General features: G+C 67.8%; 17 protein-coding genes and 1 other RNA gene. 15 read left to right on the top strand and 3 right to left on the bottom strand.

What is annotated here, in order from left to right:
• Position 1: 1 nt before the first annotated feature.
• Positions 2–1,387, bottom strand: a complete 1,386-nt coding sequence (locus tag ABV606_RS03300) for an extracellular solute-binding protein (protein ID WP_353988336.1) — start codon at positions 1,385–1,387, stop codon at positions 2–4.
• A 226-nt stretch (positions 1,388–1,613) separates the two neighbouring features.
• On the opposite strand from ABV606_RS03300, the gene ABV606_RS03295 reads away from it, so the two are divergent.
• From ABV606_RS03295 to ABV606_RS03265, 7 genes are all read left to right on the top strand, one after another.
• Positions 1,614–2,861, top strand: a complete 1,248-nt coding sequence (locus ABV606_RS03295; RefSeq protein WP_353988335.1) for a CpaF family protein — start codon at positions 1,614–1,616, stop codon at positions 2,859–2,861.
• A 132-nt stretch (positions 2,862–2,993) separates the two neighbouring features.
• Positions 2,994–3,743 carry a type II secretion system F family protein gene (locus ABV606_RS03290; RefSeq protein ID WP_353988334.1) on the top strand — a complete coding sequence of 250 codons (750 nt, stop codon included), beginning with the start codon at positions 2,994–2,996 and terminating at the stop codon, positions 3,741–3,743.
• Entirely contained in the window at positions 3,731–4,648 is a 918-nt protein-coding gene (locus tag ABV606_RS03285) for a type II secretion system F family protein (protein WP_353988333.1), read from the top strand. Before ABV606_RS03290 ends, ABV606_RS03285 begins: the two co-directional genes overlap by 13 nt.
• Before the next feature lie 49 nt (positions 4,649–4,697).
• Positions 4,698–4,877 carry a hypothetical protein gene (locus ABV606_RS03280; protein ID WP_435415339.1) on the top strand — a complete coding sequence of 60 codons (180 nt, stop codon included), beginning with the start codon at positions 4,698–4,700 and terminating at the stop codon, positions 4,875–4,877.
• A 13-nt stretch (positions 4,878–4,890) separates the two neighbouring features.
• A complete protein-coding gene (locus ABV606_RS03275) occupies positions 4,891–5,271 on the top strand; it encodes a TadE/TadG family type IV pilus assembly protein (protein ID WP_353988331.1) in 381 nt (126 codons plus the stop codon).
• A complete protein-coding gene (locus tag ABV606_RS03270; protein WP_353988330.1) occupies positions 5,246–5,716 on the top strand; it encodes a hypothetical protein in 471 nt (156 codons plus the stop codon). Before ABV606_RS03275 ends, ABV606_RS03270 begins: the two co-directional genes overlap by 26 nt.
• 74 nt (positions 5,717–5,790) lie before the next feature.
• Positions 5,791–6,237 (top strand): pilus assembly protein TadG-related protein, encoded by a 447-nt coding sequence (locus ABV606_RS03265; protein ID WP_353988329.1) that lies wholly within the window; start codon positions 5,791–5,793, stop codon positions 6,235–6,237.
• A gap of 44 nt (positions 6,238–6,281) precedes the next feature.
• Here the strand turns inward: ABV606_RS03265 and ABV606_RS03260 are convergent, their stop codons facing one another.
• Positions 6,282–7,640: an MFS transporter gene (locus ABV606_RS03260; RefSeq protein ID WP_353988328.1), complete on the bottom strand. Its 1,359-nt coding sequence runs from the start codon at positions 7,638–7,640 to the stop codon at positions 6,282–6,284.
• Between ABV606_RS03260 and prfB the strand changes: the two genes are divergently transcribed.
• From prfB to ftsX, 3 genes are all read left to right on the top strand, one after another.
• Positions 7,639–8,745 carry a peptide chain release factor 2 gene (gene prfB, locus ABV606_RS03255; RefSeq protein ID WP_353988327.1) on the top strand — a complete coding sequence of 369 codons (1,107 nt, stop codon included), beginning with the start codon at positions 7,639–7,641 and terminating at the stop codon, positions 8,743–8,745. The genes ABV606_RS03260 and prfB overlap by 2 nt on opposite strands.
• A gap of 100 nt (positions 8,746–8,845) precedes the next feature.
• Positions 8,846–10,114, top strand: coding sequence for a cell division ATP-binding protein FtsE (gene ftsE, locus ABV606_RS03250; protein ID WP_353988326.1), 1,269 nt, complete (start codon positions 8,846–8,848; stop codon positions 10,112–10,114).
• Entirely contained in the window at positions 10,111–11,028 is a 918-nt protein-coding gene (ftsX, locus tag ABV606_RS03245) for a permease-like cell division protein FtsX (RefSeq protein ID WP_353988325.1), read from the top strand. The genes ftsE and ftsX overlap by 4 nt, the downstream gene beginning before the upstream one ends.
• Before the next feature lie 94 nt (positions 11,029–11,122).
• Here the strand turns inward: ftsX and ABV606_RS03240 are convergent, their stop codons facing one another.
• Complete coding sequence (locus ABV606_RS03240; RefSeq protein WP_353988324.1) at positions 11,123–12,628, bottom strand: glucose-6-phosphate dehydrogenase; 1,506 nt, start codon at positions 12,626–12,628, stop codon at positions 11,123–11,125.
• Positions 12,629–12,664: 36 nt separating this feature from the next.
• On the opposite strand from ABV606_RS03240, the gene ABV606_RS03235 reads away from it, so the two are divergent.
• The 5 genes from ABV606_RS03235 to ABV606_RS03215 all read left to right on the top strand — a co-directional run bounded on the left by ABV606_RS03235 (position 12,665) and on the right by ABV606_RS03215 (position 16,846).
• Positions 12,665–14,494: a glycoside hydrolase family 15 protein gene (locus tag ABV606_RS03235; RefSeq protein ID WP_353988323.1), complete on the top strand. Its 1,830-nt coding sequence runs from the start codon at positions 12,665–12,667 to the stop codon at positions 14,492–14,494.
• A 79-nt stretch (positions 14,495–14,573) separates the two neighbouring features.
• Entirely contained in the window at positions 14,574–15,050 is a 477-nt protein-coding gene (gene smpB / locus ABV606_RS03230) for an SsrA-binding protein SmpB (RefSeq protein WP_353988322.1), read from the top strand.
• Positions 15,051–15,113: 63 nt separating this feature from the next.
• On the top strand, positions 15,114–15,497 hold the full coding sequence (locus ABV606_RS03225) for a VOC family protein (protein WP_353988321.1): 384 nt from the start codon (positions 15,114–15,116) through the stop codon (positions 15,495–15,497).
• 123 nt (positions 15,498–15,620) lie between these two features.
• Positions 15,621–15,991: a transfer-messenger RNA gene (ssrA, locus tag ABV606_RS03220) on the top strand.
• Between the two features lie 105 nt (positions 15,992–16,096).
• On the top strand, positions 16,097–16,846 hold the full coding sequence (locus ABV606_RS03215; protein WP_353988320.1) for a trimeric intracellular cation channel family protein: 750 nt from the start codon (positions 16,097–16,099) through the stop codon (positions 16,844–16,846).
• The last annotated feature ends 14 nt before the right edge of the window (positions 16,847–16,860 follow it).

Here is a 16,860-nt window from a genome sequence, read left to right as displayed (position 1 = left end):
ATCACTTCCCGTTCTCCATCTTCTTCCATGCCGCGTCGAGGGCCTTCTGCGCCTCGTCCTGCGCCTTGTCGAGCGCAGTCTGCGGATCCTCCTGCCCGTTCAGCACGCGGTTCACCGCGTCTTGCCAGGCCGTCTTGAACTCGGCGTCGGCCGGGTTCGCGGGAAGCGAGAACGTGTTGTCGTTCGCCTCGTACATCTTCTTCACGCCGGTGTCCCACGGCTCTCCGCCGGAGGTCACCATCTCGCGGATCTTCTCGTCGGCATCCGCGTTGCCGGTCAGCACGCCGGTGAACGGCTTGCCGTCCGCATTCCTGAGGTCGAGGCGGGCCTGCGCCGCTGCAACCCAGCTGTCGACCTCGGTCATGACCCGTGCGAAGCGGCATGCCGCGGGTGCGGTCTCGTTGCTGCCGGCGGGAATCGCCCACGCCGAGCCGCTGGCGTAGGCGAGGCTCTCGCCGTCCTTCGAGTGGAAGGTGTCGAACGCCATGGGCGCGTCGGGCGACACATCGTTCAGCACGTTGATGTACCACTGCTCCATCCACATGGATCCGAGCACATTGGTCGCGTACTGGTTGCCTCCGCCGAAGAAGTCGGCGGAGTCGCGGTACGCCTTGACGGCGCTGAATCCGCCCTGCAGGTCGTAGACGCCCACTGCGAACTCCAGCGCCTCGACCGCCTTCGGATCATTGAGCTGCGCCGTGCGGCCGTCCTCAGAGATGAGGTCGACACCGTTCGACTTCGCCCAGAGCGGGAAGAACTCGGGCAGCTTCGTGTCGACCCCGATGACGCTGAGCTTGCCGCCATCGTTCTTCATCATCGCTTCCGCGGCTTTGGTGACCGCGTCCCAATCCGAGCCGTTGACGTCGTCGATGGTCAGTCCCGCGGCGGAGAGAAGGTCGGCGTTGGCCATCGTCAGTTGCACCGTGTTGAACTCCGGGATGCCGTAGACCTTTCCGTCGAACGTCACCTGGTCGAGCGCCGCTTCGAGGTACTGGTCGGTGCCGATGTCTTCGCCTTCGATGCACTTGTCGAGCGGCATGATCGCGCCGCGGGCCGCCAGCGAGCCGATCTGGTCGCGGTTCGCGTACACGAGTGCCGGCGGGTCACCGGCGGCGACCGCAGAGAGGAACTGCTGCATGTCGAGGTCGCCCTCGATGAGCTTGACGGTCACACCGTCGCCGAGCGCCTTCGTCGCAAGGTCATAGCGCGTGGTCGCGATCTCGTCGACACCGCCGAACCCCATCACCTGAAGGTTTCCGCTCAACGTCGCATCGCGGTCGTACTTGATGTCGTCGTCGGCGCTCTGATTGGAGCCTGTTGCGCACGACGCCAGCATTCCCACGGCCACGGCCGCGATGGCGACCTTCGACAATGTGCGAACCCGCATGAGAGCCTCCCGAAGCCAATGTCGGGCGGAAGTCGTTCGGGCCCGACTGGTGCGAACGGTACTCCCGCTTCTGAAGTTGAGCAACGGTTCTGAGCAGCGCTTCTTTTGCCTGGTCAGCGCCGGTTTGCTTCTTCCCGTCCGATGTGCTCAGTCGGCGCGCTCTCGTGCGCGTCTCACGGTGTGAATAACTCCTGAGGCTTGCTCGTCGAGTCGTCATGATGGCTGAATGGTCACACCGGTCTCCGCAATCGCAGAACGCGTTCGGTCGCGCCTTCAAACGCACGGTGTCGATGTGAGCGGCGACCCAGACCTGGCTCAGCGCTACGTCGACGAGGAACTGCGACGGTACGGCGAGGCCGCGATGCTCGGCAACGGTGCCACCCTCTCCGACGAGCGGTCCGTGACCAGGGGCGTGCTCTCTGTGCTCACCGGCTTCGGGCCGCTGCAGCCGCTGCTCGATGACCCAGAGATCGAGGAGATCTGGATCAACGCGCCGGATGCCGTGTTCGTCGCCCGTGCCGGGGTTGCGGAACCGGCGCAACTCGTGCTCGACGAGCATCAAGTGCCCACGCTGGTCGAGCGGATGCTGCAATCCACCGGCCGGCGCATCGATCTCGCTTCTCCGTTCGTCGACGCATCTCTGCCCGACGGCTCGCGGCTGCACGTGGTGATTCCGAGCATCACTCGACGCCACTGGGCGGTGAACATCCGCAAGTTCACTCAGCGCATCAGCGATGTGCACCAATTGGTCGAAGCCGGATCACTCACGGCGCAAGCCGCCGAGTTCCTCCGCATGTGTGTGTTGAGCGGCCACAACGTGCTCGTCTCGGGTGCGACCCAGAGCGGCAAGACAACCATGCTGAACGCGCTGCTGTCGGCGTGCCGCCCAGAGGAGCGAGTGATCACCGTCGAGGAGACCTTCGAGCTCTCGTTCGGGGCGCGTGACACGGTGGCCATGCAATGCCGGGCTGCGAGCGTCGAGGGCTCGGGAGAGGTCACGCTGCGCCGGCTTATCAAAGAGGCGCTTCGCATGCGTCCCGACCGCCTCGTCGTGGGAGAAGTTCGTGAAGCGGAGTCGCTCGACCTGCTCATCGCATTGAACAGCGGCCTGCCCGGCATGTGCTCGATCCACGCGAATAGCGCGAACGACGCCCTCGCGAAGCTTGCGACCCTGCCGCTACTCGCCGGCCGGAACATCGACTCGACGTTCGTCGTGCCCACAGTCGCCCGCTGCATCGACGTCGTGGTGCACTGCGAGCTCGCGCGTGATGGCAGCCGTCGCGTCGTGGAGATCATCGCGCCCACTGGTCGTGCGTCGGACGGCGAGATCGAAGCAGAGCCCATCTTCCGCCGCCGTGAAGGGCGGCTCCAGAGCACCGGAATCCGACCGGCAAGAGCGGGCAAATTCGAGGTTCACGGCTTCGATGTCGAGGCCTTGCTGGGCGCGGAGCCCGGTGGGGACGCCTCTCGATGACGCCCCTCAACCTGGTACTCGGCCTCGTCGCAGGCTCCGGAGCAGTCCTCGCGCTGTCGCCGTTGCTCTGGCCGAAGCAGCACAGGGCAGGGGAGCAGCGCGAGCGCGCTGCGCGGCACCGAGTCTCTCGACGTGCGCAGCGCGCTCGCCGCGGCGGGCTTTCCCAACCTCTCGGTGGCGCACCTCGTCATGCTGTGCGCTCTCACTGCGGCCGTTGCTGGCGCCGTGGTGCTGGCGCTGCTCCCGGTGGTCGCGCTCGCCGCGGCTGCAGCCTTGGCCGGCGCATGGACCCCTTGGGCGGTGGTCGCTTATCGGGCGCGGCGCTCACGGAACGCGCGGTCGGCGCTGTGGCCCGAGGTCGTCGAGCGGTTGCTCTCCAGCATCCGTGCTGGGCTGCCCCTGCCGGACGCGATCGCGGCACTCGGCGATGGCGGTCCCGTGCTGCTGCGCAGCGAGTTCGCCCGGTTCGCCGAGGATTACGAGGCGACAGCGCAGTTCTCGTGGAGCATCGACAGGCTCAAGCACCGGCTCGCAGATCCAGTGGCCGATCGCTTGATCGAGACGCTCCGCATGGCACGCGAGGTCGGAAGCAGCGACTTGGTCGACGTGCTCCGGTCGCTCGCGGGGCACCTGCGGCAGCACACCGCGCTGCGGGCTGAGATCGAGGCGCGGCAATCCTGGATCGTCAACGCGGCGAGGGTCGGCGCAGCCGCGCCCTGGATCGTGCTCGTGCTGTTGTCAACCCGGCCTGAGGCGGTCACGGCCTACAACTCTGGAGGCGGTCTCGGACTCATCGCCGCGGGCGGTGCTGCCACGGTGGTCGCCTACCAGCTCATGCTGCGGTTCGCTCGGCTGCCCGAGGAGCAGCGATGGCAGCGGTGAGCGCGCAGGCCTGGTGGGTGCTCATCGGGGTCGCCGCGGGCCTCGGTCTTTGGTCGACCGTGATGGCGGTTCCGCAGTTCGGCCAGCGGCGCCTCATCGATCGCCTCGCGCCTCATGTGCAGGATGTCTCAGCCGAGGCCCGCCTCCACGTGGCCAGACGACGCGCACTCTTCGACCTCGCGACGATCCGAGACCTTCTTCGGCTCGGTCGAAGAAGCTCCGACACGTCGCTCGCCCGTCTCCTGCAGCACGCCGCGATCGTCACGACCCCCGAGCGATATCGCTCAGGCCAATTGGCGCTCGCAGCACTCGGCGCTGGCGCGGGTGTCGCCCCCGCGCTTGTTGTGGGATCGACGCGGCACGTGCCGCTGCCTCTTGCTGCCCTGATCGTTGCAGCGACTGCGGCTCTGATACCGATGGCGCGTCATCGCCTCGTGCAACTGCGTGCCCGCCGTCGCATCGAGACCGCTCGCGTCGAGCTGCCGCAAGTGCTCGAGTTCTTGACCTTGAGCGTCTCCGCGGGCGAGGGGATGACTGCTGCCATTCGCCGCCTCGCAAGTGTGGGCGCGGGAGTGCTGGTACGAGAATTCACGGTTGCGTCAGCGGCGATAGGAGCCGGTGTGCCGCTCATCGAGGCGCTCCGTGACGTTGTCGCTCGGCTGCCGCTTCCGGAATTGGAGCGCCTGGTCGATCAGGTGCAGGCCGGGGTCGAGCTCGGAACACCGATGGTCGAAGTCCTGCGCGCTCAGGTCTCCGACTGCCGGGAGGCCGAGAAGCGGAGGCTGCTGGAAGCCGCGGGCAGGAACGAGATCGCCATGATGGTGCCGGTCGTGTTCCTGATCCTTCCGGTCACGGTGCTCTTCGCGGTCTTTCCCGGCGTCGTCGTGCTCGGTGCTACGTGGTGAGCCGTATCGGGAGAAGCAGTGTCCGCGCTGCTGACGGAAGGGAATGGTGATGGTGAAGCGCTGGATGAGACGGGTGGGGGCACGACTCCTCTCGGAGCGGGGAGATGTTCCCGGCTGGGTGCTGATCTGCCTGATGACCGCGGGCCTGGTGATCGTGATCTGGGCGATCGCGGGCCCCGCGCTCGGCAATGTGTTCGAGCAGGCGATCGAACGCGTCACCGGGTTCTGAGGTGCTGAGCGGCGTGCTCCGCGACGACCGAGGCTCGGCCCCAGCGGAGTTCGTGATGGTGAGCGTCGTGCTGGTCGCCATGGCGCTCGCCGTGATGCAGTTCGCCTTGGCTCTGCACGTTCGCAACACACTCATCGACGCAGCATCCGAGGGCGCTCGATTCGCAGCGCTCGCAGATAGAGATCTGGCGGAGGGAGAGCAGCGCACGCGCGACCTCATCGCCGCTGCGCTCGGCAGCGGCTACGCGCACGAGGTCTCGAGCACCGAAGTCGCGCGCAACGGGCACCACCTCGCCGCGATCACAGTGAGAGCGACGCTGCCGCTGGCGGGCCTCCTCGGTGTCGACCGCGGGTTGGAGGTGAGCGGCCATGCGGTGTTCGAAGAACTCCGATGAGGTCGCGACCTCAGCCTTTCGGTCAGAGCGAGGCTCGGCGACCCTGGAGACCATCACGCTCGGCACCCTGCTGCTCGTGCCGATCGTGTACCTGGTGCTCGCCCTCGGTGCCATCCAGGCGGGCACTCTTGCAGCCGAGGGAGCCGCGCGGCACGCGGCACGGGCGTTCGTGCAAGCGGATGCCGCGGCATCCGCGTCGGATCGCGCAGAACGGGCGATCATCACGACGCTCGCCGACTATGGATTCAGCCGCGCACAGGCGGCAGCGCGCATCGCATGCGCACCGAGCGCCGACTGCCTCACGCGCGGCAATACGGTGACGATCGAACTCACGCTGCGCGTGCCGCTGCCACTGATTCCGGCCATCGACGCCTCGACTCCGTTTGCGGTCGCTGTGGAAGCGGCCGCCTCGCAGACGGTGTCGCGGTTCTGGGGCGCCCGGTGAATGCGGCACGTGCCGGCCGGAAACGGTGCGACCTGCCTCGCTTCCGCGGTCGCGCGGGGGCGGAAGACGCTCACTTGGCGGCGGACCGCCAAGATCAAGACGGTGACGACTCGGAACGAGGCTCGATCCTGCCGCTCATCCTCGGGGTGGTGGTCTTCGCGCTCGTGCTGGTGCTGATCGGGGCCGCAGCGACCAGTCTCTACGTCGAACGCAAGCGCTTGTTCACCCTCGCTGACGGCGCGGCCCTCGCTGGTGCGGAAGCGTTCACCATGGTGGCCTCCGATGGGCCGCGCCGTCCGGTGCTCGATTCGAGTGACGTGGCCTCGGCGGCGACCGCCTACCTGGCCCGCGCCGACACGACCGCCCTCGAGTCGCTCCGGTTGGAGCGCGCCCATAGTCCTGACGGCGCCAGCGCACGCGTCACCCTGTCGTCATGGTGGCGGCCGCCGCTCATCACCGCGTTCGTGCCTGACGGCATCCGATTGGAGGTCACCGCGCACGCTCGCACAGTGCTTCGCTGATCCGAACGTTCCTAGGTGGCGCTCTGCCGACTCGCGCGCTGCGTTCAGTCGCCGACGCCGCTCGTCGGTGGCAAGCTCCGGTGCGTCTTCGGAACGAACCGCGGCAGATAACGCATGAGTATGCCTGCTCCCAGTACTCCGAGCGCCCCCATGGCAGCGGCGGCCCAACTCAGCGACGCAACGACGGTGATCGCAGAGATGAGCACCGGCGCGAGGGCGCCGCCGCTCTCTGCGGTGAAGCGCCACACGCTCAGGAACGACGCCGGATGCCGTCCACGGGCGAGATCGGCGCCGAGCGTCATGATCAGCCCACTGCCGAGGCTATTCGCGACCGCAAGCACCATGGCCGCAGCGATGAACCACCCCTGAGCGCTCGGGAGATTATGAGTGAGCGCGAGGGTCAGGTGGCCGGCAGCGAGCCCGAGCATCGACGGAACCGCCGTCCACAGACGCCCGTACCGGTCCATGATTTGCCCGCCGGTGTAGAAGAGCGCGAAGTCGAGGGCGCCCGCGATGCCGATGATCAGTGCGGTCTCGGCCGCTGGGATGCCGATGCTCACCGCCCAGAGCGGCACGATGACCTGGCGGCTTATGCGCAGTGCCGAAACCAGCATGGCCCCGACGCCCAAGCGCGCGAGCACGTCGCGACGGCTGCGCATGGTCGCGATGACACCGGTCGGCGTGTGAGGCGCTGCGGCCTCGGGGCTCGCGACCGCAGCGGATTCCGCCGCGGGGCCGCGCAACTGCGAGCGGTACGACGCCTCCGGATCTTCGACGACCAAGAGGATCGCCACAGTCGCGAGACACGCGGCGAGGTGCACCCACATGGCCGTCTGCGGATCATGCGAAAGGGCGATGACGCCCGCGCTCGCGAACGGGCCGATGAAGTAGCCCAGCCTGAAGCTGCCGCCGAGCGTCGAGAGCGAACGCGCCCGGTACTGCAGCGGCACGTACAGCGTCATGAACGACAGTCGCGCCAGTCCGAACACCGCTGCCGAGAGCCCGATGAGCAGGATGCCTGCGGCGAGCAGCGCTGGGTTGGGTGCCAGCGCCGCGAGCAGCACACCGCCGGCCGACACCGCCGCCGCGCCGATCATGGCCCGGCGTTCGCCGAGGCGTTGCACGACCCGCGCGCCGGGCAGGGTGCCGAGCAGCGCGCCGATCGTCAGCAGCGATGCGACAAGGCCGGCGCCGGCGAGCCCCGAGCCGAGGGCGGTGGCGACGAGCGGGATGACCGGCACGATGGCGCCTTCGCCGATCGAGAAGACCAGGGTGGGGGCCACCGCGGCGAGCATGACGGTGCGCCACTTGAACTCGCCGGCATCCGCGCTCACTCGTCCGAGCCTACGGCCGCGCCCACCGCTGATGCGGCACAGGCGCGGGCGGTAGTCTGGTGCAGCCATGATCGACCTCGACTTCACAGACCAGATCGCCCAGCTGCGCTCGACCTTCGGCGAAATCGTGGCGGTGATCGGGGTCGACCGGCTCGAAGCCGAGATCGCCGAGCTCAGCGAGCAGGCCGGTGCGCCAGACCTCTGGGACGACCCCGAGAAGGCGCAGCAGGTGACGAGTGCCCTCAGCCACAAGCAATCCGACCTCGCGCGCATCACCGGCATCCGGCGCCGCCTCGACGACCTCGAGGTGCTCGTCGAGATGGCCAACGAGGCGGATGACGAGGATTCGGCGCGCGAGGCGGCCGACGAGTTGGCAGGGCTGCAGAAGACGCTCGCCGATCTCGAGGTGCAGACGCTGCTCGACGGCGAGTACGACGACCGCCCGGCCGTCATCACGATCCGCGCAGGAGCGGGCGGGGTGGATGCCGCGGACTTCGCCGAGATGCTGCTGCGCATGTACCTGCGCTGGGCCGAGCAGCACAAGTACCCCGCGAAGGTGATGGACACCAGCTACGCCGAGGAGGCGGGCATCAAGAGCGCCACCTTCGAGGTGGACGCTCCCTACGCGTTCGGCAAGCTTAGTGTCGAGGCCGGCACGCACCGCCTCGTGCGCATGTCGCCCTTCGGTGCGGCGGGAAAGCGCCAGACGAGCTTCGCCGCCGTCGAGGTGATCCCGCTCTTCGAGGAGACCGAGCAGGTCGACATCCCCGAGAACGACATCCGCGTGGACGTGTTCCGCTCGAGCGGACCTGGCGGTCAGTCGGTGAACACGACCGACTCCGCGGTGCGCATCACGCACCTGCCGACGGGAATCGTCGTCTCGATGCAGAACGAGAAGAGCCAGATCCAGAACCGCGCCGCTGCGCTCCGGGTGCTGCAGAGCCGCTTGCTGCTGCTGCAGAAGGAGCAGGAGGCGGCCACCAAGAAGGAACTCGCGGGCAACATCACCGCGAGTTGGGGCGACCAGATGCGCAGCTACGTGCTCGCGCCCTACCAGATGGTGAAAGACCTGCGCACCGAGTACGAGGTGAGCAAACCAGACGACGTGTTCGACGGCGACCTCGACGGCTTCATCAACGCCGGCATCCGCTGGCGCAAGCAAGACAACGACTGAGCCGCGACCGGCTGAGTGCTGCACCGCGCGGCGTGCCGGAACGGGTCGCAGGCGAGTCGCTGCGCGGCATCCGTTCGATGCTGCCTAGGCTCGGATGGTCATGATTCGTTTCGATGAAGTCACCAAGGTCTACAAGGGCAATTCGCGGCCGGCGCTCGACTCGGTGACCCTCGAGATCCTCAAGGGCGAGTTCGTATTCCTCGTCGGCGCGTCAGGGTCGGGCAAGTCGAGCTTCCTGCGGCTGGTGCTTCGTGAAGACAGGCCGTCGAAGGGTCAACTGCACGTGCTCGGGCAGAGCCTCAACACGATCTCGAGCCGCAAGGTGCCGTACTTCAGGCGCAACATCGGCGTCGTCTTCCAAGACTTCCGGCTGCTGCCCAACAAGACCGTGTTCGACAACGTCGCATTCACGCTGCAGGTCATCGGCAAGAGCAAGGGCTTCGTGCAGCAGGCTGTGCCCGATGTGCTCAACCTCGTTGGGCTCGCCGGCAAATCCGGCCGCTTCCCGCACGAGCTCTCAGGCGGTGAGCAGCAGCGCGTCGCGATCGCGCGCGCCATCGTCAATCGACCCGCCGTACTGCTGGCAGACGAGCCCACAGGCAACCTCGACCCCGCCACCAGCGCCGGCATCATGACGCTGCTCGAGCGCATCAACGCCAACGGCACCACCGTGGTGATGGCGACGCACGACGTCGCGATCGTCGACCGCCTGCAGCGACGCGTGATCGAGCTCATCGGCGGACGCGTCGTGCGCGACGAGCGTGAGGGCGGATACGTCACCCAGGCCATGCCGGTCGTTTCGCGCGACCAGGCGGGCGCTGTGCGCGAGGCATCGTCCGCGCCGGTCGCGAGCGGCCCGTCGGCGGGCGCGTCGGCCGGCGCGGTCTCATCTCCCGTCAGCCCCCTGACCGTGCAGAGCCCGGCGAGTGCGCCCGGCCCGAACGCTGTCTCGAGCGTGCGGAGTGCCCAGAGCGCGCCGAGCGCACCCGCAGCGTGGCAGGCGCCGGCGCCCCCGCGGCCCGAGCGCGTCGCCCCGACGGATGCCGCGGCATCCGCCCCGGCTGCGCCCCAGCCTCGCGAACCGCAGCCCGCCCCGCCGCCGGCGACCGCAACCCCGTCGACGCCACCGCGCCCCGAGCACGCCCCAGGCGACGATGTGGCGGCGGCGCTCGCGCGGGCGGCCCGGCTCGAGGTCGATTCACCGCTTCACGCGGGTGAGCTCGCCGAGCCCACGGCCCCGTGGGACGACGGCCTCGACGACACGGTCATCCGCGCCCCCGGTGCTATGGAACGGCCCGAGCGAGTCGACCGCGTCGAGCGAGTCGACCGCGACCGCTTCGACGGCAGCAACGGGGAGGGCACCCGATGAGGTTCGGCCTGGTGATGCACGAGGTCGGCCAGGGCCTCCGCCGCAATATCTCGATGGTCATCTCGGTGATCCTCGTCACCTTCATCTCGCTGACGTTCGTCGGTGCGGCCGCGCTCCTGCAGCTTCAGATCACCGAGATGAAGGGCTACTGGTACGACCGCGCTCAGGTCGCCGTGTACCTCTGCACGGAGGTGTCGAACGGCGGCAACTGCATGCTCTCGGCCGCGACCGAGGAGCAGATCGACGCAGTGCGCGCGCAGCTCGAGTCAGACACGCTCTCGCCGTACATCGATCGTTTCGAGTTCGAGAACCGTGACCAGGCGTATGAGAACTTCCAGCGCCAGTTCCAGGGCAACCCCGTGGCCGACCTCGTGGAGCCCGAGTTCCTCAACGAGACGTTCTGGGTGAATCTCAAAGACCCCAACCAGGCCGCGATCCTGGTCGAGAGCCTCTCGACCATGGCCGGTGTCGAGAACGTCGAAGACCAGCGCGCCTACCTCGACGGCATCTTCGACCTGCTGAATGCGGCGAGCATCACGGCGGTCGGCATCGCCGCGCTCATGCTGGTGGCGGCGGTGCTCCTGATCGCGACCACAATCCGGCTCTCCGCGTTCTCACGTCGCCGCGAGCTCGGCATCATGCGACTCGTCGGCGCCTCGAACGGCTTCATCCAGACGCCGTTCGTGCTCGAAGGCATCGTCGCGGCCCTCATCGGCTCGGCGCTCGCGAGTGCGACCGTCGTCGGGCTCGTGCACTTCTTCGTGCAGGGCTACCTCGCTCCGTCGCTCGCGGCGACGACCTCGCTCGTGGGCGTTCCCGAGGCGCTCATGGTCGTGCCGATCATCATCGGGCTCGGCGTGCTCCTGGCCGGCATCTCCGCGAGTTTCGCCATCCGGCGCTACCTGCGCATCTAGGCGCGCGAGGCCTCCGCTTCGGCGACGGTTCTCGGGTTTGGCGACGGTTGCACGGGTCGCCGAACGCGCCAACGATAGCCAAACCGCACCAGCGCTACACCGATTGCCCGGTACGGACGCTGGTACGCCAGCTCGCCGGACCGTCAGAGCCTGCGGCGTACTCTTTGAGCGGCACCGTGCCCGCTCGCCAGGCCTCGAGCACCGGCTCGACGATCCGCCAGCACTGCTCGGCGGTATCGGCCCGGATCGAGAGTGAAGGGTCGCCGTCGAGGATGCCGCGCAGCACCTCGCCATAGGCCTTCAGCCTGCCCGGATCGAAGTCGGCCTGCATCACCTCGCGGCTCAGCGTCTCCGGGTCGCCCGGCCCGTTCATGTTCAGCTCGAGCGCGATCCGCTCCGGGGCGAGCGCGATGTGCAGCACGTTTGCCGGCGCCTCGCCCTCGAGTCCGCTCGGAACCCGCGGCGCCTCCCGGAAGGTGACCATGATCTCGCGGCGCTTCCGCCCGAGGGCCTTGCCCGAGCGGAGCGTGAAAGGCACGCCCGCCCAGCGCCACGTGCCCACCTCGACGGTCAGCTCCGCGAGCGTCTCCGTCTCGTTCGAAGCGTCGACTCCGGCTTCGTCGGTATACGCGGGCAGCGTCCGGTCGCCGATCCGGCCCGCCGTGTAGCGGGCTCGGCGCGAGGAACCAGCAGCATCCCCGCCCCACACCTGCGTTGCTCGCAGCGTCGTGCTCTTGGCGTCGCGCAGGTCTGCTTCATCGAGGGTTGCCGGGGGCTCCATGGCGAAGATCGCGAGCACTTGCAGCAGATGGCTCTGCAGCATGTCGACGAGCGCGCCGGCGTGGTCGTAGTACCGTGCGCGGTTCTCGAGCGCGAGTTCCTCGTCATAGACGATGTCGACGCGTTCGATGTGGGTCGAGTTCCATAGCGGTTCGAACACGCGGTTCGCGAAGCGCAGACCGAGCAGGTTGAGCACGGTCGTGCGGCCCAGGAAGTGATCGACTCGGTGAATCGACCGTTCGGGCACGATTCGCTGCACGAGCTCGTTGAGTTCATGTGCCGACGCGGCATCGCTGCCGAACGGCTTCTCGAGGCCGAGCACCGAGCCGTTAGGCACACCGATCCGCTCGAGTGCTTGGCACGCTTTGAAGGTGATGGCGGGCGGAAGCGCGAAGTAGATCGCGACGGCGCCTTCGCACTCGTCGAGCACCGACCTCACGCCATCGTCGGAAGTCAGATCGGCCGAGCGGTACCGTGTGCGCGAGAGCAGCTCGTCGACAGCGTCGCCGGAGGCCTGTGACGATCTGAACGCATCCGAGACGCGCGTGCGCCACTGCTCGTCGTCGTACTGTTCGGCGCCCGCGCCGACGAGCAGGATGCGGCGGTCGGGCTCCACTGTCAGGAGCTGACCGAGGGACGGCAGCAGCAGTCGCGACGCGAGGTCGCCGCTCGCGCCCAGCACGAGCAGCGTTTCGATGCGAGGCAGCTCCGCGGGAGGAGAATCGGACGGGCGGGAACCAGCGCTCCGGGACGCTCTCGCCGGCTCGGCGGGGTTCCGCGAGGCATCCGATTGGCGATCGCGAGGTCCTTCTGGGGCCATGTTGTCGAGCGTACGCCCGGCGCACAGGATGGCACCATGAGCCTGCCCATCGAGGATTATGCGCTGATCAGCGACTGTCACACGGGGGCGCTCGTGGGCAAAGACGGCAGCATCGACTGGCTCTGTCTGCCTCGATACGACTCGCCATCGATGTTCGGCGCACTGCTCGGCGACGAAGAGCACGGACGCTGGCTGATCACTCCTGTAGACGCTGACGCTCGGGTCTCGCGCGGCTACACAGATCACACGTTCATCCTCGCGACTCGCTGGCAGACGGACACCGGCGAAGTGGAGGTGCTCGACTTCATGCCGCATGGCGACCACCGCGCCGACGTGGTGCGGCGCGTTCGCGGCATTCGCGGCGAGGTCGAGATGCGCGAGGAGTTGCGCGTGCGCTTCGGGTATGCGGCCGCGATCCCCTGGGTGCGGCAGATCGACGAGCACGGCCACCCGGCACTCGTCGCGATCGCCGGCCCAGACGCGATCGTTCGCCGCGGTCCCCGGTTGAAGGCCCGCGGCCACCTTCACGAGGCGAGCTACACGGTGGCGGAGGGCGAGACGATCGACATCTCGATCACGTGGTTCGAGTCACACCTGCACGACCCCGGCCCGATCGACCTCGATGCCGCCTACCGTGACACGCTCGCGTGGTGGAAGAAGTGGGCGTCGATGTACTTGCACGAGGGCCCGTACTACGAGCCGGTCATCCGTTCGCTGCTGATGCTCCGCGCGCTCACCCATGAGGCGACCGGCGGCATCGTGGCCGCAGCGACGACGAGCCTTCCCGAGCAGTTCGGCGGCCCACGCAATTGGGACTATCGCTATGTGTGGCTGCGGGATGCTGCACTGACCCTGAGCGCCTTCCTCACCCACTCCTATGTGAGCGAGGCCGAGAACTGGCGCAACTGGCTGCTGCGGGCGATCGCCGGTGACCCCAATGATGTGCAGATCATGTACGGGCTCGCCGGCGAGCGATTCCTCCCCGAACGCGAGCTGACGTCGCTGCCCGGGTACCAGGGGGCGGCTCCCGTGCGCGTCGGCAACGCAGCGGTGGCGCAGTTCCAGGGTGACGTCATCGGCGAGGTGATGGTCGCCCTCGACGAAGCGCGAGAGGCAGGCGTCAAGGAAGACGCGTTCTCGTGGCCCCTGCAGCGAGCCCTGATGGACTTCGTCGAGCAGCACTGGCATCGCGAAGACCAGGGGATCTGGGAGATGCGCGGTCCCAAGCGCGTGTTCACGCACTCGCGAGTCATGATGTGGGTCGCACTCGATCGCGCCATCCACGCGGTGCAGGAGCACGGACTTCCGGGTCCCGTCGAGCGCTGGCAGGCGCTGCGCGACAAGATCCGGACCGAGATCGAGGAGCGCGGCTTCGACAAGGAGCGGAACAGCTACGTGCAGTCATACGGTTCGAAAGCCGTTGACGCGTCGCTGCTGCAGCTTCCCCAGGTCGGCTACTGCGAGGCCGACGACCCGCGGATGCTGGGAACCGTCGCCGCGATCGAGCACGACCTCATGCACAACGGGCTGCTCATGCGGTATCGCTTCAATGACGAGACTCACGTCGACGCCTTCCCGCCGGGCGAGCATCCCTTCCTCGCCTGCTCGTTCTGGCTCGTCGAGCAGTACGCACGATCCGGCCGTCTCGACGATGCGCGCCGACTCATGGATAGGCTCGTCGCGCTGACGAACGACGTCGGCATGCTCTCGGAGGAGTACGACGCCAATACCGGCCGGCACGCGGGGAACACCCCGCAGGCGCTGTCACACCTGGCGCTCGTCCAGGCGGCCGACTGGATCGCGCGGATGTCGGGGGAGCAGGCCCCGGGCGGGCAGCAGGGCGAGCAGCAGGAGACCCGGGTCTGAGTGCGCGCCACGTCGCGCTAGACTGGACGGCTGCCCGGCATCCGTCGGGCGTGTCGACTCGATGGAGCTGGAGCGGGCTGTGGCGAAGGAACGTGGTGAGAAGGTCGTCGCGACCAATCGCCGTGCCCGGCACGACTACCTCATCGAAGACACCATCGAGGCGGGCCTCGTGCTCTCGGGCACCGAGGTGAAGTCGCTGCGGCACGGCCGAGCTTCCCTGGTCGACGGCTACGCCTACATCGATCGCGGAGAAGCCTGGCTCGAGGCCGTGCACATCCCCGAGTACAACCAGGGCACGTGGAACAACCACGCGCCCCGGCGCAAGCGCAAGCTGTTGCTGCACAAGCAGCAGATCCTGAAGCTCGAGGCGAAGGTCAAGCAGGGCGGGTACACCATCGTGCCGCTGAAGCTGTACTTCAACGACGGCCGGGCCAAGGTGGAGATCGCCCTGGCGAAGGGCAAGCGCGAGTACGACAAGCGCCAGACGCTGCGCGAGAAGCAGGACAAGCGCGAGGCCGACCGCGCCATGTCGCACCGCCGCAACCTCGGCGAATAGCGCCCCAGGGCCGCCTGCTGGGCCCGCGCGCGAGCGCGGCGCGGCCGGCGTACCATCGGCGTCGTGCAGCTGCTGCAAGTCGCCCAGCGTGCGATCGATCTACCCCGGGCCGCGGAGTTCTATGAGCGCCTGCTCGGCCGGCCTCCGGTCGCCTGGTTCGACCCGCCGGGACTCGTGTTCTTCGAACTCGGATCAGTGCGGCTGCTGCTCGAGACCAACGCCCCGAGCGCGCTCATCTACCTCGAGGTCGACGAACTCGCCGAAACGATAGAACGGTTGAGAGCCGACGGCGTCACGATTGAAGCAGAACCGCAAGTCATCTTCCACCACGGAGATGGTGCGCTCGGACCGGCCGGTACCGATGAGTGGATGGCGTTCGTCATCGACACTGAGGGCAACACGGTCGGCCTGGTGAGCAGGAGCTCGTCAACGCCCGAGCCGCCTTGACCGCGACGGAATAGCAGAACCGGCCTGCGTGTTCTAGACTGTGATGCTCACCGGATGCCACGGGCTCCGAAGGTGATTTGGAAACTCAACAGCGTGTGATTGCGACCACTTCGCGGTGCGCATGGGGATGATCGGTTTCGACATTGCCTGAATGACTGCGAGAAGCGGGTCGAGGATGCGGGGTTATCTCGTTAACGCCCTCCGCAAACAATAAGTGCCAATGCTAAGCGCACTGACTTCGCCCTCGCTGCCTAAGCGAGCCCGATAGTCCGTCAGCCCGTGGGTCCGTTCCCGCCCCGGTGTCTGGCGTCATCTAGGGAGCTTGCCGCGACACTGCGTCTCAGGGTGCCGCGGGACTTGAACTGAGGCTGGGCTCGTCGACCTAGAGGCCTGCAGCAAAGGTCGGAGCCGAGCAGAACGCTGAGCAGGCTACACCCGTAGAAGGCGCACGACTACAGCAGTGGACCGGGGTTCGATTCCCCGCATCTCCACCAACGGTCACCGTCGTCGCAATCACACGCTGTTGGGCACCCTGTCGAGGCGCCTCGGCTGTTCTACCCTGTGACGGATGAGCGCAAATCGACAGCGGGGTACGCGCGGTGGATGACACCGTCGTCGGGGCGCTGCGCGTGCTCGACCTGGTCGGGGTCTTCGCCAACGCCATGCTCGGCGCGGTGATCGCCCGCTCAGCGCGGCTCGATCCGCTGGGCTCAGCCACGCTCGCGGTCATGTCGGGCCTCGGTGGCGGCATGATCCGCGATGTGCTGCTGCAGCACGGTCCTCCGGTCGCGCTCACTGACTACGCCTATGTGCCGACGGCGCTCGCCGCGGCATTCGCCGTCTACCTCGTGAAGATCGAAGGACCGATCTGGAATCGAGTCTGGCCGTACGTCGATGCACTGGCGCTCGGATGCTGGGCGGCAGCCGGTGCGCAGAAGGCGCTCGCCGTGGGGCTGGGCTGGCTCCCTGCGGTGCTGCTCGGCGCCGTCACGGCAGTCGGCGGCGGGTTCACGCGCGACGTGGTGCTGCGAAGGGTCCCGACGATCCTCGGCGGCAACACCTTGTACGCCACCTGCGCACTGCTCGCCGGTGCGGTCATGGTGCTCTTCTTCGAACTCGGCATGCCGGTCGTCGGTTCCGTGGTGGCGACCTTGGTCGGCGGAGCGCTCTGCCTGCTCGCCAGGTGGCAGCAGTGGACGCTGCCGCAGAGCGACGAGTGGTCAGCCTTGGGAGCCGCCAGAGCCCGTCTCGCGCGCGGCAACCGGCGCGGTGGCAGCAAGCGTCGTGGCAGCGAACGTCGCGGACCAGGTGATGAAGGCGACGGGGGAGCAGCGGTACCGCGCGGTTGACGCGGTCGATCCTC

Source organism: Ruicaihuangia caeni (assembly GCF_040536845.1).
GTDB classification, from domain to species: domain Bacteria; phylum Actinomycetota; class Actinomycetes; order Actinomycetales; family Microbacteriaceae; genus Ruicaihuangia; species Ruicaihuangia caeni.
The sequence above is the reverse complement of the archived record's forward strand: the minus strand, read 5'-3'. Positions and strand labels throughout refer to the sequence as shown.